The 15,310-nt window shown below is 62.5% G+C and carries 14 protein-coding genes; 8 read left to right on the top strand and 6 right to left on the bottom strand.

The genetic code is table 11. From position 1 onward, the window contains the following. Positions 1 to 91 precede the first annotated feature (91 nt). Complete coding sequence (locus tag N0P34_RS15780) at positions 92 to 814, top strand: Crp/Fnr family transcriptional regulator (RefSeq protein ID WP_275604178.1); 723 nt, start codon at positions 92 to 94, stop codon at positions 812 to 814. A gap of 3 nt (positions 815 to 817) precedes the next feature. Here the strand turns inward: N0P34_RS15780 and cydC are convergent, their stop codons facing one another. Next, the gene (gene cydC / locus N0P34_RS15775) at positions 818 to 2,476 is read right to left on the bottom strand and encodes a thiol reductant ABC exporter subunit CydC (protein ID WP_275604177.1); all 1,659 of its coding nucleotides are present in this window, start codon (positions 2,474 to 2,476) and stop codon (positions 818 to 820) included. Next, a complete protein-coding gene (cydD, locus tag N0P34_RS15770) occupies positions 2,473 to 4,194 on the bottom strand; it encodes a thiol reductant ABC exporter subunit CydD (protein ID WP_275604176.1) in 1,722 nt (573 codons plus the stop codon). Before cydD ends, cydC begins: the two co-directional genes overlap by 4 nt. Positions 4,195 to 4,372: 178 nt before the next feature. Between cydD and N0P34_RS15765 the strand changes: the two genes are divergently transcribed. The 4 genes from N0P34_RS15765 (at position 4,373) to N0P34_RS15750 (ending at position 7,608) form a co-directional block, all read left to right on the top strand. Then, on the top strand, positions 4,373 to 5,968 hold the full coding sequence (locus N0P34_RS15765) for a cytochrome ubiquinol oxidase subunit I (RefSeq protein ID WP_275607002.1): 1,596 nt from the start codon (positions 4,373 to 4,375) through the stop codon (positions 5,966 to 5,968). Further along, positions 5,965 to 7,110 carry a cytochrome d ubiquinol oxidase subunit II gene (cydB, locus tag N0P34_RS15760; protein WP_275604175.1) on the top strand — a complete coding sequence of 382 codons (1,146 nt, stop codon included), beginning with the start codon at positions 5,965 to 5,967 and terminating at the stop codon, positions 7,108 to 7,110. Before N0P34_RS15765 ends, cydB begins: the two co-directional genes overlap by 4 nt. Before the next feature lie 10 nt (positions 7,111 to 7,120). Continuing rightward, positions 7,121 to 7,258: a cytochrome bd-I oxidase subunit CydX gene (gene cydX / locus N0P34_RS15755; RefSeq protein ID WP_275604174.1), complete on the top strand. Its 138-nt coding sequence runs from the start codon at positions 7,121 to 7,123 to the stop codon at positions 7,256 to 7,258. Between the two features lie 203 nt (positions 7,259 to 7,461). Beyond that, entirely contained in the window at positions 7,462 to 7,608 is a 147-nt protein-coding gene (locus N0P34_RS15750; protein ID WP_275604173.1) for a DUF1127 domain-containing protein, read from the top strand. Positions 7,609 to 7,680: 72 nt separating this feature from the next. On the opposite strand, the gene ybaK is transcribed toward N0P34_RS15750, so the two are convergent. Together ybaK and N0P34_RS15740 are read right to left on the bottom strand one after the other, a co-directional pair. Continuing rightward, the gene (gene ybaK / locus N0P34_RS15745) at positions 7,681 to 8,154 is read right to left on the bottom strand and encodes a Cys-tRNA(Pro) deacylase (RefSeq protein WP_275604172.1); all 474 of its coding nucleotides are present in this window, start codon (positions 8,152 to 8,154) and stop codon (positions 7,681 to 7,683) included. Between the two features lie 44 nt (positions 8,155 to 8,198). Beyond that, positions 8,199 to 8,495 (bottom strand): hypothetical protein, encoded by a 297-nt coding sequence (locus N0P34_RS15740; protein WP_275604171.1) that lies wholly within the window; start codon positions 8,493 to 8,495, stop codon positions 8,199 to 8,201. 37 nt (positions 8,496 to 8,532) lie between these two features. Between N0P34_RS15740 and N0P34_RS15735 the strand changes: the two genes are divergently transcribed. Beyond that, positions 8,533 to 9,435 carry a LysR substrate-binding domain-containing protein gene (locus N0P34_RS15735; protein WP_275604170.1) on the top strand — a complete coding sequence of 301 codons (903 nt, stop codon included), beginning with the start codon at positions 8,533 to 8,535 and terminating at the stop codon, positions 9,433 to 9,435. A gap of 178 nt (positions 9,436 to 9,613) precedes the next feature. Here the strand turns inward: N0P34_RS15735 and rhaI are convergent, their stop codons facing one another. Both rhaI and N0P34_RS15725 read right to left on the bottom strand, forming a co-directional pair. Next, positions 9,614 to 10,903 carry an L-rhamnose catabolism isomerase gene (gene rhaI / locus N0P34_RS15730; protein ID WP_275604169.1) on the bottom strand — a complete coding sequence of 430 codons (1,290 nt, stop codon included), beginning with the start codon at positions 10,901 to 10,903 and terminating at the stop codon, positions 9,614 to 9,616. Between the two features lie 229 nt (positions 10,904 to 11,132). Further along, positions 11,133 to 13,229, bottom strand: coding sequence for a bifunctional rhamnulose-1-phosphate aldolase/short-chain dehydrogenase (locus tag N0P34_RS15725; RefSeq protein WP_275604168.1), 2,097 nt, complete (start codon positions 13,227 to 13,229; stop codon positions 11,133 to 11,135). A 178-nt stretch (positions 13,230 to 13,407) separates the two neighbouring features. Here N0P34_RS15725 and N0P34_RS15720 point away from each other — a divergent pair, with 178 nt between their 5' ends. Both N0P34_RS15720 and rhaS read left to right on the top strand, forming a co-directional pair. Further along, the gene (locus N0P34_RS15720; protein ID WP_275604167.1) at positions 13,408 to 14,226 is read left to right on the top strand and encodes a DeoR/GlpR family DNA-binding transcription regulator; all 819 of its coding nucleotides are present in this window, start codon (positions 13,408 to 13,410) and stop codon (positions 14,224 to 14,226) included. A gap of 42 nt (positions 14,227 to 14,268) precedes the next feature. Next, on the top strand, positions 14,269 to 15,255 hold the full coding sequence (gene rhaS, locus N0P34_RS15715; protein WP_275604166.1) for a rhamnose ABC transporter substrate-binding protein: 987 nt from the start codon (positions 14,269 to 14,271) through the stop codon (positions 15,253 to 15,255). Positions 15,256 to 15,310 lie beyond the last annotated feature (55 nt).

The raw sequence follows: 15,310 nt of genomic DNA, 5'->3' as shown, positions 1-15,310 counted from the left end.
GAAATTGTGTGCGGCGAGTTGGCACAGCGACATTGCGGCTTGTGCTTTTCGCCGTGTGCCTGCCTACATTGGGATAGCCAGGAGTTTTGCCATGCAGGTTGTGCGCAAGGACATCCACAATTCGGAAATGCCAGTGCTTTGCCAGAGTTGCGAAGCGCGCCATCGAGGCGTTTGCGGCGCGCTCACATCGGAGCAATTGCTCAAGCTCTCCAAGCATACAAGGCGGGTGCGCCACGAGGCCGGACATGAATTGCTGGCCGATGCCATGCCGATTGCCGCCTATGCCAATGTGCTGCGCGGCGTTATCAAGCTGACCAAGGTTCTCGAGGATGGCCGCCAGCAGGTCGTTGGACTGCAATTTGCGCCCGATCTGCTGGGCAGGCCCTTCGCCGGCGAAAGCCGGGTGAGCGCGGAAAGCGCCTCCGATGTCGATCTCTGCATGATCCCCAAGGGGGCGCTGGAAGCGCTGGTGAAGGAAAGCGGGCCGCTCGAACACCGGATCATGCTGCAGGCGCTGCGCGAACTCGACGAGGCGCGCGACTGGATGGTGACGCTGGGGCGCAAGACCGCATCGGAGAAGGTCGCGAGCTTCCTCTATCTCATCGCCACCCATATCGACCCCGAGGACACCGAGGGCGCGACGACTTTCGACCTGCCCCTCAGCCGAGGCGACATCGCCGATTTCCTGGGGCTGACCATCGAAACGGTCAGCCGGCAGATGAGCAAGCTCAAAGCCGACAAGATCATCGAGATCGTCAACTATCGCAATATCACCGTGCCCGACCTGGCGCTTTTGCGCCTGCGCTGCGGCTAGGCGCTAGACCAGCTGCCCATCGCGCAGGGTGACGATGCGATCCATCGTGCCCTCGGGAATGGCGGCGTGGGTGACCATGAGCACCGTCTTGCCTTTGGTCGATTGCGCCAGCGTTTCGAAAAAGGCGATTTCGGTTGCCCGGTCCAGCGCATTGGTGGGTTCGTCGAGGAGGATGATCGGCGCGTTGGACAGGAGGGTGCGTGCGAGGCAGAGCCGGCGCGTCTGGCCAGCCGACAGCGTGCGGCCCGCTTCACCGACCGGGGTATCGAGGCCCCTGGGCAGGGCGCGCACGAAATCACCGAGCCAGGCGGCGTCCAGCGCCTGCCACAGTTCATCCTCGGTGGCATCGGTCCGGGCAATGAGCAGATTGTTGCGGACGCTGTCGATAAAGACGGGGCTGTCCTGGCTCAGCAGCGAAATTCGCGCATGCAATTGGGCGCTGTCGATGTCGGCAATGGAAGTGCCGCCGATGCTGATCTCGCCCGATTGCGGGCGATGGAGGCGAAGGAGAAGGAGAAGGCGGAGCAGGGTCGATTTGCCACCGCCGCTCGGGCCAACCACGGCGACGCGTTCGCCGGCGGCGACTGTGAGCGAGACATTGTTCACGACCGGTGCTTCGGGCGCATAGCCGAAGGTGACGTCGTCGAAGGCGATGGCATTGTCGGCGCCGAGCGTCTTGGGGTGAGCCGGTTCCACATCGGCGAGGGGCAGGCTGGCGAGGGCATTGAGCCGTTCGGCCGCGGCGAGGGCGCCGACGGCCTTGCCGACACTTCGAACGATGCCCGATGTCGCCTCGAAGCTGCCGAGGACCGCGAGTAGCAGGGCGACCATGACTGCGGGATCGAGATTGCCTGCGGCATGGGCCGTGATGCCCGCCCAGAGCGTGCCGACAAGGGCGAGCGCGGCCAGCGCCTGCACGGCGAAGCCTGCGCAGGCCGTCAGCGCCACCATGTTGAGGCGGAGCTGGCGGAGGTCGGACATGGCGCGGGAAAAGCGCTGCACGGTGGTGCCGAGGGCGCCGAGCAGGGTGAGATCGGCATGGCCGGCGACGGCGTCGTAGACGCTGATCCGGGCCTCAGCCGCTGCGGCGACGACGCGCCTGCCGGTGGAGCGGGCTGCGACCACCAGCAGGGCCGGGACGACGAGGACGGCGCCAAGGATCGCGAGCCCATAGACGATCGCCGCGCCAGGCAGCAGCCAGGCCAGCACGCCGGTGACGCCGATGCCAACGAAGACGGCGCCGAGCAGCGGCCCGATGGCCACAAGGAAAGCGGTATCGAGCGCGTCGACATCAGCGGTGAGGCGGCTGACGAGATCGCCGTGGCGAATGGAGCGGTCGCCAAGGGGAAGGCGTGGGAACAGCGCGGCGAACAGCCAGCCGCGCAAATCGGAGAGCAGTTTCAGCGTCGCATTGTGGCCGACGAGGCGCTCGCCATAACGCGAGAGAATGCGGATGAAGGAGAAGGCCCGCACGGCCGCCGAGGGCACGAAGAGGTTGAAGGCGAGGCCGGCACTGGTCAGCGCCGTGGCGGTGATGAACCACCCGGACGTGCCGAGCAGGGCCACGCCCGAGGCCAGCGTCACGAGGGCGAGGAGCAGCGCCAGCGCCATTGCCTTGCTCTGCCGGCGGAAGAGCGGAACCAGCTTGGCGAGCGCGTTCATGCTGCGCCTTTCTTCTTGGCCGGGATTGCCACGGGCAGGAGAGTTTCCCCCGCAATTCGCCACGCTTTGTCGAGCTTGGCCGCGACGGCTGCGGAATGGGTGGAGACGATCAGGGTCCGGCCCCGTGCATATTCGATGATGTTGTCGATGATCTGGCCTTCGAGCGCCGGGTCGAGATGGGCGGTGGGCTCATCGAGGAGGATCAGCCCGGCATCGCGCAGGAACACACGGGCCAGGGCCACGCGCTGGGCCTGTCCGCCGGAAAGGCCGATGCCGTCTTCGCTGATCATTGTGTCGAGCCCGTCGGCCAAGGCATCGGCAAACGGGGTGACGAACGCCAATTCAGCGGCCTGCTCGATTTCGCTGCGGCTCGCGTCGGGCCGGGCGAGGGCGATGTTATCGGCGATCGTCGCATGGATGAGGCGGGGCTTTTGCGTGAGCAGGAACGTCCTTGCCCGCAATGCGGCGGGCGACCAGTCGGCCAGCGGCTCCGTGTCGAGCCGGATCCGACCCTCATGGGGGCGCAGTGCGGCAATGGTTTCGAGCAGCGTGGTCTTGCCTTCGCCGCTCGGGCCGAGGAGGGCCACATGCCGGCCGGCCGGGATATCGAGGTTCACATCGTGCAGCACTATCTTCTGCCGGTCCGGCGTGCGGAGGGTAAGATTTTCGAACGCGACGGCAATGGCCGGGCCGGAGCGGGGCGCCAGATCTTCGAGCGGTTCGGTCGCATCCGGCAGGGCGCCGAGCTGGCGCTCGATCTCGACGAGGGCGGCCTTGGCGGCAGCGCGATCATGATAGTGCGAGGCGAGGAGGCGGAGCGGGTTGTAGACTTCCGGCGCCATCAGCAGCAGGAACACCGCGACATGAAGCGTCAGCGGACTGCCACGCAAATTGAGGAATTCGATGAAGGTGAGACCGAGATAGAGCGCCACGCCTGCAACGCCCAGCGCCGCAAAGAATTCCAGAACGGCCGATGACAGGAAGGCGATGCGCAGGACGCGAAGGGTGCGCTGGCGCAAGGCGTCGCTGGCGGCAACAATGGCGTCGGTCTCCGCGTCGGCGCGGCCGAACAGTTTGAGGGTCAAGAGGCCCCGCAAACGGTCGCCGAAGCGACCGGACAGACGCGTCAGCGCCTGGGCCTGGCTGTCACTGGCGCGCTGCGCCCCCCAGCCCACAAGGGCCATGAACACCGGGATCAGCGGCGCCGTGACGATAAAAAGGACTCCGGCGACCCAGTCGAGCGGCAGGATGACAGCGCCAAAGGCGAGTGGGAGCAGGGCCGCCTGCGCCGCGGCAGGCAGATAGCGCGCATAATAGGCGTCGATTGCCTCGACCTGATCGACAATGGCTGCGGTGGCCGCGCCGGAAGAGGCAGCATCGCCGCGACGGGGCGAGCGGGCAAGAAGCCCGGTGAAGAGCAATTCGCGCAGTTTCAGCTTGATCGCCTCGGCGCCAATCGAGCCCAACCACTCGCCCAGGGCGGAGAGGCCGGCCCGCGTCAGCAACAAAGCGAGCACCAGGCCGATTCCGGGCAACAGGGCCTGCGGCGCTTCGCCACCCTCGATGGCCCGACCGAGCAGGCTGGCGAGTTCCCAGGCCTGCCAGACCAGCAGGGCGCCGCCCAGAAGGGGGGCGGCCATCGCCAGCCAGAGCGTTTGCGCCCCATGCCTTTGGAGGCGAGACAGGGCTTTGCCGGCGGCTTTTTCTTCAGGTGTCACGGGTGATGATCTGCTGGATAGAAGGGCGTAGAATGTTTTCAGCCTCGATTGGCACCTTATGCGGCGTGAACGCAAGGGTCCTTGATCTGGATCAAGGCCAGAATCGGCCCAAGGGTGCATAGGCGAGGAAGGGGCGGCCAGGGGCCGTCGGTAAGCATAGGGGCCAAAGAGCACCATGATCGACATGACTGTCGTCGAACTATCGCGATGGCAATTTGCCGCCACCGCGATGTATCACTTCATCTTCGTGCCATTGACGCTTGGCCTCAGTTTCATGATGGCGATCATGGAAAGCGTCTATGTCATGACCGGGCGCCAGATCTGGCGCAAGGCGACCCTGTTTTGGGGTACGCTGTTCGGCATCAACTTCGCCATGGGCGTTGCCACCGGCATTGTCATGGAATTCCAGTTCGGCATGAACTGGAGCTATTACAGCCACTATGTCGGCGACATCTTTGGTGCGCCCCTGGCCATCGAAGGCCTGATGGCCTTCTTCCTCGAGGCGACTTTCATCGGCCTGTTCTTCTTCGGCTGGGACAGGCTGAGCAAGGTCGGCCACCTTGTCGTGACCTGGCTGACGGCCCTGGGCGCGAATTTCTCCGCGCTCTGGATCCTTGTCGCCAATGGCTGGATGCAGAACCCGGTCGGCGCAAAGTTCAATCCAGACACGATGCGCATGGAAATCACCGACTTCGTGGCGGTGATCTTCAACCCCGTGGCGCAGGCCAAATTCGTGCACACGGTAAGCGCTGGCTATCTTTGCGGCGCCGTGTTCATCCTCGCCATTTCGGCATTCTTCCTGGCCAAGGGCAAGCACGTTGAACTCGCCAAGCGCTCTGCCGTGGTCGCGGCCAGCTTTGGTCTGGCTTCGGCACTGTCGGTTGTCGTGCTGGGTGACGAAAGCGGCTATGTCGCGACCGAACACCAGAAGATGAAGATCGCGGCCCTCGAGGCCATGTATCACACCGAAGCGGCCCCTGCGCCGTGGACGATCATCGCCTTTCCGGACGCGAATGGCGAGCCAGGCTTCCATATCTCGGTTCCGTGGGTCGGTGGGCTCATCACCACGCGCTCTTTCGATCAGGAACTTCCGGGTATCAACGAACTTGTCGAACGGGCGCAAGATCGCATCCGCACCGGCATGGTCGCCCATGCGGCACTCGAGCAGATCCGCGCCGATGGCACCAATGCCGAAGCGCGCGCCGTGTTCGACGAAACCTGGCAGGACCTCGGCTACGGACTATTGCTGAAGCGCTATCGCGAGGACGTGCAGAACGCCACGGACGAGGAAATCGCCCAGGCGGCACTCGACACCGTCCCGGGTGTGTGGCCGCTGTTCTGGACCTTCCGAATCATGATGGGCCTGGGCTTCTTTTATATCGCCTTCTTCGCCCTGTGGTTCTATCGCGCCTCGCGTGGCTGGATCGACACCAACAAGCCATTGCTGTGGTTCACCTTCTTCCTGTTGCCTACGCCCTGGATTGCCATTGAGGCCGGCTGGTTCATCGCCGAATTCGGACGACAGCCATGGGTGGTGGAAGGGGTATTGCCCACCTTCCTTGCAGCATCGAGCCTGTCGGTTCTCGACCTGATCCTGTCGCTGAGCTTCTTCGTCCTGCTTTACACCATCCTCTTCGTCATCATGGTGATCCTGATGGTGCGGGTGATCAAAGCCGGACCCAAGGACACAGTCCTTGCCCACAGGGACGACGACGAGGACTTCGTCATGGCCGCCCTTCCTGCAACGCCAGCTACCGAGGAGCTCGGATCGTGAGCACCATTCCACTCGACTATGAAACGCTGCGGTTGATCTGGTGGCTTCTGCTCGGCGTCCTGCTGATCGGCTTCGCCATCATGGGCGGCCGCGACCTGGGCGTGGGCACACTCTTGCCCTTCGTTGCCCGCACCGACGAAGAGCGGCGCGTGCTGCTCAATCTCGTCGGCCCGACCTGGGAAGGTAATCAGGTCTGGCTGATCCTGGGCGGCGGCGCCATCTTCGCGGCTTTCCCGCCCCTCTACGCGGTCAGCTTTTCCGGCTTCTACCTCGCCATGATGGTCATCCTCCTGGCGCTGATCCTGCGGCCTGTTGGCTTCAAGTTCCGCGGCAAGATCGATGACAAGCGCTGGCGCCAGACCTGGGACTGGGGCCTGTTCGTCGGTGGCTTCGTGCCCTCGCTGATCATGGGCGTCGCCGTGGGCAATGTGCTGCTCGGCGCACCCTTCCACTTCGACAGCACCATGCGCATTTTCTACACCGGCAATTTCTTCCAGCTGTTGATGCCGTTTGCCCTTCTGGCGGGTCTCGTCAGCGTCGGCATGATCGCAACGCTCGGCGCGACCCTTATCGTGGGTCGTACCGAAGGCGCCATGGCCGAGCGGGCTCGCCGCTATGGCACCTGGACCGGGCTTGCCACCATCGTGCTCTTCGCCCTCGGTGGGCTCTGGGTGGCCACGATGAACGGCTACGTGGTGACCAGCGTGATCGACCCGAATGCGCCGATCAATCCGCTGTCCAAGACGGTGGAACTGGTCCAGGGCGGCTGGCTTGCCAATTATGGCACCTATCCCTGGATGATCGCTGCACCGGTGATCGCTCTCGCCGGCCTGATCGTCGCCGTGCTCGGTCTGCGTGCGGACTGGAAGTGGACCGCCTATCTTGCGGCTGGCGCAGCCATCTTTGGCATCGTCGCCACGGCGGGCCTGTCGATCTTCCCGTTCTTCCTGCCGTCCTCGACCATGCCGGAAGCCGGGCTGACGCTCTGGGATGCCTCCTCGAGCCATCTGACGCTGTTCATCATGCTGGTGGCGACGGCCATCTTCCTGCCCATCATCCTGCTCTACACCGCCTGGGTGTTCCGGGTGATGCGCGGGACGGTATCGACCGACAGCCTCAGCAAGAACCCCAACGCATATTAAGGAGAAGGCAATGTGGTATTTCGCTTGGATCCTGGGCGTGAGCCTGGCCTGTGCCTTCGGCATTCTCAACGCGATGTGGTTTGAACTGCGCGAGGACCGCCGGGTTGCCCGTGAAGAGGGCAGGGAGCCGACCCGCGCCATCAGCTGACGCTGGCATTCCCTGTTGAAATTTCAGGGGTCGGGCAGCTTGCCCGGCCCTTTTTTATTCAGTCGGGGGCCCGAGCATGAACCGATTATGAACCCGGTGCCTCTTTCGGTTGCACTCAGTGCATAACGGATGTGCAGGAAGGCTAGCTACTAATCACTACAACCCTGGTCTACATAGGGGTCATCAAACGAAGGGGAACTAAAATGAACATCGCAAAGAAAATCGCCGATTTCGCTCGCTACCAGCGCACGCTGCGTGAACTCAACTCGCTCGACAGCCGTCAGCTCAATGACCTCGGCATCACTCGCAGCGACATCCGTTCGATCGCACGCGGCACCTACACTGCCTAATATCTAGGCAAGCCGACGAAATGTTCGATGAAGGCGTCCACCTGGGCGCCTTTTGTCGTTTCTGGGGTCCGGTTATCGGACGAGATCGGCCAGGGTGCATCCGAGTGCTGTGACCAGATCATCGGGTCGGATGCGGATCTGAAGGCCGCGCTGTCCGCCATTGATGAAGATTTCGTCGTGGAGGCTCGCCAGTTCGTCGAGTGCCGTCGGCACTGGCTTGCGCTGGCCCAAGGGGCTGATCCCGCCCACCTTATAGCCCGTCAGGCGCTCGGCGTCGGCGGGCTTCATCATATGGGCCGACTTGCCGCCCAGCGCCGCCGCCAGCTTTTTCATGTTCACCTCCTCGTCGGAGGGAACGATGGCGCAGATCGGCTTGCCATCGAGCTCGGCCATGAGGGTCTTGAACACCTGGTCGGGTGAAACTCCCATGGATTGAGCGGCTTGCAGGCCGACACGCTCTGCGGTCGGATCGTAATCATACTGCGCCAGAGTGAAGGCGATATTGGCCTTGCTGAGGGCCAGCGTGGCGGGCGTGGTCTTTGACATGCCAGTGTTTTATCCCGACCGCCAAAAACCTCAAGCCATCCCGGTCAGCGTTCGAGATCGAAGCGCTTGGCCCAGCGGGGGTCGTCGGCCGGACTTTCGTAATCCGCCATGCCGATATCGCTCAATATATGGGCGGACAGGGCCAGCCGCCTGATTTCACGACGTCGCTTTGCGGCCTCGCTTCCCTGTGCCGGACCAGAGGTGCGCGCGGCAGGAAGGGGGAGAAGGAAGGCCAGGATACTGGGTATAGCGACCATTTGCATATACGCCGACCTTATGTCGACGTCCTCGCAATGTTTGACGATGAGGAGAAAATGCGCGCTAATGCGGTTGCGGTCCAACTAAACGATCAACGCCACGCATAAGGTGAGTTTATCCATGTCCCTGCCACCACTCACCGCGATCCGCGCCTTCGAGGCCGTTTCCCGGCACCTGAGCTTCACCAGGGCGGCGGCCGAACTTGGCCAGACCCAGGCGGCCGTCAGCTACCAGATCAAGCTTCTCGAAGAGCGCGTCGGCGCAGCCCTTTTCATCAGGAAACCGCGGCAGATCGTGCTGAGCGACGTGGGTCAGTCCCTGGCGCTGCAAGTGAACAAGGCGTTCGACATCATGCGCGAGGCCTTTGCCACGACCAGAGGAGAGGTGGATGGGCTGTTGACAATCACCACGGTGCCGACCTTTGCGAGTCAATGGCTGGCGCAGAATTTGGGGCTGTTCCAGATCGACCATCCCGAGATCGCGGTGCGGCTGGACAGCACCAGCAATATGATCGACCTCCTCAACGAAGAGTTCGACATCGGCATCCGCACGCTCGCTGACCCAAAGGCCAAGGGCATCCTCTCGCATCTCCTCGTCAAGGCCGACTTTACGCCGCTCCTCAGCCCCGCTCTCGCCGACAGTATTGGCGGCGTGAAGGAGCCGGCGGACCTCCTCAAACTGCCGATGCTCGATCCGGACGACGAGTGGTGGACCATGTGGTTCGAGGCTGCGAATGTGCCCGGGTTTTCGACCCAGGGGCGAGCGATGAGCTCGTTGGGCTGGCAGAGTCTCCTGGCGACGGCGGCTTCTGCGGGGCGGGGTGTCACCATGCTCACGCCGGCTTTGTTCCGCGACGAGATTGCGTCAGGTCGGTTGATCCAGCCCTTTCCGCTCCTGGCCTCCGCCGGGCGCGGTTATTATCTCGTCTATGCCGAGAGCCGGCGCAACGTGCCAAAGATAAAGATGTTCCGCGACTGGATGCTGAGTGCGACTGCCTTCATGCGAGAGGGCGCGGCGTCCTGACAGGTTTGGGCGCGAAGGGGAGCGCTGCGGCCTCTCGGAAGTCCATGTTTCAAAAGCGAAATCTCTGTTTTTGGGGATAGGGTCGTGGGACCATGAAAAAAAAGCCCGACGATTTCTCGCCGGGCTTTTCCATCCTTCGCAACTTGGGAGGAGCGTTGGAAACTCTTGTGCGGGTCGATCAGACGATGCCGCCCGAGCCGCCTTCGACGGCGGGGCGGATATCGGCGACTTTGGCGCGGTAGCCCGAGGCTCGGTAGGTGGCGAGCGGGTCGATGGCGCCGCCCGCCTCGAGGCGAGCCATGGCCAGGATCGGCTCGACATCGGTGCGGAAAGCTTTTCGCAATTCCTGCGTTGCTGCTAGCGCATCGTTAGCATTTTGCGCGGCCAGAAGCGAAACGCGATCGACCAGCAGGGCTTGCGCATAGGAGCGCTGGACGTCGGAGGCCGACAGCATCAGCGACTCGATCGGGTCGGTGACATTGTGGCTCTGGTCGAGCATGTGGGCCGGATGGAAATCGGAATTGCGGCTCTCGATGTCCACCAGCTCGTTGAAGACGAGGAACAGGCGGTAGGGATCGATCGAGCCGGCGTCGAGATCGTCGTCGCCATATTTGCTGTCGTTGAAGTGGAAGCCGCCGAGCTTGCCGAATTGGGCGAGGCGCGAGACGATCATCTCGATATTGACGTTGGGCGCGTGGTGGCCGAGGTCGACGAGGCAGAGTGCCTTGTCGCCGAGCTCCTTGGCGATCATGTAATTGGTGCCCCAATCCTGCACGACCGTCGAATAGAAGGCCGGCTCGTACATCTTGTGTTCGGTATAGACGTGCCAGTCATCGGGCAGGGCGGCGTAGATGGTTTTCGCCGAGTCGAGATAATTGGCGAACTGGTCGGCGAAATTGACCTGGCCTGGGAAGTTGGAGCCGTCGCCGATCCAGATGGTCAGGGCCTTCGAACCGATGGTCTTGCCGATCTCGATACATTCGAGATTGTGCTCGATGGCCTGGTTGCGGGTCGCCTTGTCATAGGCCGAGAGCGAGCCGAACTTGTAGCTCAGCAACTGCCCCTTGGCGTCCGAGAAGGTGTTCGAGTTCATCGCGTCGAAGCCGAGATTGAAGCGGCTTGCGGCCTGCTTGAGGCGGTTCGGATCGGCCTTGTCCCACGGAATGTGGAGCGAAATCGTGCGCGTGGCCTGGGTCAGTTGGGCGATGACGGCGCAATCTTCGATCTTGTCGAAGATATCGCGCGGCTCACCGGGGCCCGGGAAACGGGCAAAGCGGGTGCCGCCCGTGCCGACGCCCCAAGAGGGAACGGCGACGGAGAATTTTGCCACTTTCGCCTTGATGGCGTCGATGGCGATGCCGCGACGGTCGAGGCGTTCGCCAAGCGTTTCGTAGTCGCGGCGGAGATCGGCTTCGCGGGTCGCATTTTCGGCGTCGACGGTGGATAGGTCGATGATGTGTTCGGTCATTGTTGTGGGTCCTCCCCCGAAAATTGTGGCTCTCACCCCCCACCCCGACCCTCCCCGCAGGGGGGAGGGAGGCTGACTGATGGTCAGTGCCATTCAAAGTCCCCCCTCCTGGCCTCCCCCTCAAGGGGGGAGGTGGCTGCGGTGGATGGGCGAGATCACGCCCAATGCACCGGCTTCACCCTCCCCCTTGAGGGGAGGGCAGGGAGGGGGAACTTCCTTCCAATACTGATTACCGCGGGAACGACTGGGCGTTGCCGGCGTCGACGTTGAGGATATTGCCGGTGGATTTTGCCGACGCCTCGGATGCGAAGAAATAGATGGCTTCGGCGATGTCCTCGGGGAAAACGGAGCGCTTCAGCATGGAGCGCTGGCGGTACATTTCCTCAAGGCCGTCCTTGTCGGTCTTGTAGGTCGAGGCGCGCTGCTCAAGCCATTCGCCGGCCCAGATTTTTGAGCCGCGCAGCACGGCGTCCGGATTGACGACATTGACGCGGATCTGGGCTTCAGCGCCTTCGAGCGCGAGGCACCGGGCGAGATGGATCTCGGCGGCCTTGGCGGTGCAATAGGCCGAGGCATTGGGCGAAGCGGCCAGCCCGTTCTTGGAGGCGACGAAGACGACATTGCCGCCTGTTCTCTGATGGCGGAAAAGGCGGAAGGCCTCTCGCGACACGAGGAAATAGCCCGTGGACAGAATGTCCATATTCTTGTTCCACAGCGCGAGCGAGGTCTCCTCGATCGGTGCGGACGAGGCGATGCCGGCATTGGAGACCAGAATGTCGAGCCCGCCATATTCCACCACCGCATGGGCGAAGCCGGAAATGACGGTTTCTTCCTCGGTGACGTTGATTTTTACGGGCCGGACGAAGTCGGCGCCAAAGACGGAGCCAAGCTCCTCCGTGGCGGCGGCGAGGGCTGTGTCGTCGATATCGGCGAGGACAACGCAGGCCCCTTCGCGCAGGAGACGCGCAGCCGTGGCCTTGCCGATACCGCCAGCGCCGCCGGTGACGAGGGCGATCTTGCCAGCGAGGGACTTTGGCTTGGGCATGCGGGCGAGCTTGGCTTCCTCAAGCAGCCAATATTCGATGTCGAAGGCTTCCTGTTCAGGCAGGCCCTGATATTCGGAAACCGTCGAGGCGCCGCGCATCACATTGATGGCGTTGACGTAGAATTCGCCGGAAATGCGGGCGGTGGCCTTGTCCTTGGCAAAGGTGATCATGCCGACGCCGGGGATCAGATAGACCACGGCATTGGGATCGCGGATGGCGGGGGAATTGTCGTGCTTGCAGCGGTCGTAATAGGCCGCGTAGTCGGCGCGATAATCGGCCACCTGCTGGTCGAGGCCGGCGATGACGGCATCAACGTCCGGATTGGCGGGATCGAATTCGATGACCAGCGGACGGATCTTGGTGCGAAGGAAGTGGTCGGGGCAGGAGGTGCCCAGCGCCGCCAGCGGACGGAGATTGTTGGAATTGACGAATTCGAGGACGGCAGCGCTGTCGTCGAAATGGCCGAGTTTAAAACTGTCTTCGGAGATGAAGCCGCGGATCTTTGGCATAAGGCGGGCTGCGACGGCGCGGCGGGCGTCAGCGTCGAGCGCGGAGACAGCCTCGCCACCGAAAATGGTCTTGCCTTCGGTCTCGGCCTCAAACCACTCGATGGCCTGATTGATGATGGCAATGGTGGTTTCGTAGCATTCCTTGGGGGTGTCGCCCCAGGTGAAGAGGCCGTGGCTTTCGAGGATGGCGCCCTTGGCATTGGGGTTCTCGAGGGCGAATTTTTCGAGCCACAGGCCGAGCTCGAAGCCGGGCTTTTTCCACGGCAGCCAGCCAATGGTGTCGCCAAAAATCTGGCGCGTCAGCTCGCGTGAATTGGTCGAGGCGGCAATGGCGATGATCGCGTCCGGATGCATGTGATCGACATAGGGCCGGTTCACATAGGCGTGGAGCGGGGTGTCGATGGAGGAGGCGCGCGGATTGAGATTGAAAGTGGCGTGGGGCAGGTAGCCTACCATCTCGTCTTCGAATTCGACGCCGCGATAAAGGCCCTTCAGGGCCCGCAGCTTGTCCATATAGAGCGTGGCAAAGCCATCGAGCTTGATCGAGGCATTGTCGCCGCCAGAACCCTTGACCCAGAGAACCTCGACGTCCTGGCCGGTCAGCGGATCCTTCTGCCAGATTTTTGAGGACGTGTTGCCGCCGCCGTAATTTGTCACCCGCTTGTCCGAACCGAGCAGGTTCGAGCGATAGACGAGACGCTCCGGCTCGGTCATGGATGCGGCCTTGGCATCATCCCAGAGATTGGCAAGGCGCTTGGGCGCGGTGGACATGGAAATTCCTCCCAGAAACTGCGGCGAGATGGGCTCGAAAGAACCAGAGAACGGTACACAGTGTCAATCACAAACGATCATTTTTCGTCATCGTTGAGCGGCGATGACGGAAAATGGTGGAAAGTCGATTGACTCCGCTCGGGATTGATGGAAGCAAATAGTGTCAGGGAGTTTTAGCTTGCACGAAACAGAACGGCATCGGGTCATTATCGCTGCTGCACAGTCTCGGCCGGTCATTACCGTCGCCGAATTGTGCGAGATTACTGGCTCGTCCGAAGCAACCATTCGGCGCGATATTGGCGCGCTCGATGTGCAGGGCAAGCTGCGGCGGGTGCGCGGCGGCGCCGAGGCGATCAATCCCCCAGCCCAGGGCGAGTTGATGGGGCGGCCGTTTTCAGTCAATGAAACGCTCAATATCAAGCAGAAGCGCGCAATAGCACGCGCGGCGGCCGAGATGTGCCGGGATGGCGAGCCGATCATCATCAATGGCGGCACCACCACCTATCAGATGGTGCATTTCCTGACCGGCAAGCGGGTCAGCGTCTTCACCAATTCCTTCGCCATCGCCGAATTCCTGATCCACAATTCGCGCTGCTCCGTGGTGATCCCCGGTGGGACCATCTATCGCGAGCAGAACGTCATTCTCTCGCCCTTTGGCGGCGTGGTGGCGAGCCATTTTTATGCCAGACGCATGTTCATCGGTTGCCAGGGCATCGGGCCGCATGGCCTCATGGAGGCCGACCCGATGGTCGTCCAGTCCGAGCTGGCGCTGATCGGGCAGGCCGACGAAGTGATCGTTCTGGCCGATTCTACCAAATTTTCGGGACGCTCGAGCCTCATCCTGTGTGGGCTCGACCGAATCTCCGCTGTCATCACCGACAGCGGTATCCGCGACGAGGACCGCCAGATGCTGGAGACAGCAGGGGTGCGGCTCATCGTGGCGGACGCGACTGCACCGGCCGAGGCGGAGGAAAGCCTGGCCGAGGCGACAGAGTGATCCGATTATCCTGGATCTGATTTTTTCTTGGGAGGAACGAGAATGAAAATCTGGAAACTGCTTGCTGCAACCGCGACGGCTGCCGTGTTGCTGGCGACGCCCGCCATGGCGCAGACGCGTATCGCGCTGGTCGTCAAATCGCTGGGCAATGGCTTCTTTGACGCCGCCAACAAGGGCGCGCAAGAAGCGGCCGCCGAAATCGGCGATATCGAAGTGATCTATACCGGCCCGACCACGGCCACCGCCGAGGCCCAGATCGAAGTGGTCAATTCGCTGATCGCCCAGCAGGTCGACGCCATTGCCATCTCGGCCAATGACCCCGACGCGCTGGTGCCGGCGCTGCAGCGCGCCATGGACCGCGGCATCAAGGTGATCTCGTTTGATAGTGGCGTGGCTGAAGCCGGTCGCCAGATCCACCTCAACCCCTCCGATATCGACCTGATCGGGGAAACCATCATCAAGCTGGCGGCAGACTATCTGCCCGATGGCGGGGACGTTGCCATTCTCTCGGCCGCATCGACCGCGACCAACCAGAATGCCTGGATCGAAGCCGCCAAGGCCGTCATTCCCGAAAAATTCCCCAATATCAATCTCGTCGCCACCGTTTATGGCGACGATGACAGCGTGAAATCGACCGAAGAGGCTCGTGGCCTGATTGCGGCTTATCCGGATTTGAAGGCGATCATTGCCCCGACCACGGTGGGTGTTGTGGCCGCCGCACAGGTGGTGACCGACCAGAACCTCATCGGCAAGGTCAATGTCACAGGCCTCGCCCTGCCGTCTGAGTTCAAGCAGTTCATCGACAATGGCGCGAGCCAGGCGGTGGCGCTGTGGAACCCGATCGATCTGGGCTATTCGGCGATCTATCTGGCCAAGGCGCTGGTCGATGGCCAGGAAGCGGCCCCGGGCGCAACCTTCTCCATCGGCAAGGTGGGCGAAGTGACGCTGGACGACACTAATGCCGCCGCCATGGCTGCGCCGTTCCAGTTCGACAAGTCCAATATCGAAGAGTTCTCCAAGATCTATTGAACCCCCACCTAACCTCCCCCTGAGAAGGGGGAGGGACGCATCGGGGCCGGGGGCG

The organism is Devosia sp. FJ2-5-3, from assembly GCF_029201545.1.
In the GTDB taxonomy this organism is placed as follows: Bacteria; Pseudomonadota; Alphaproteobacteria; order Rhizobiales; family Devosiaceae; genus Devosia.
This window is presented reverse-complemented; position numbering and strand designations above follow the sequence as displayed.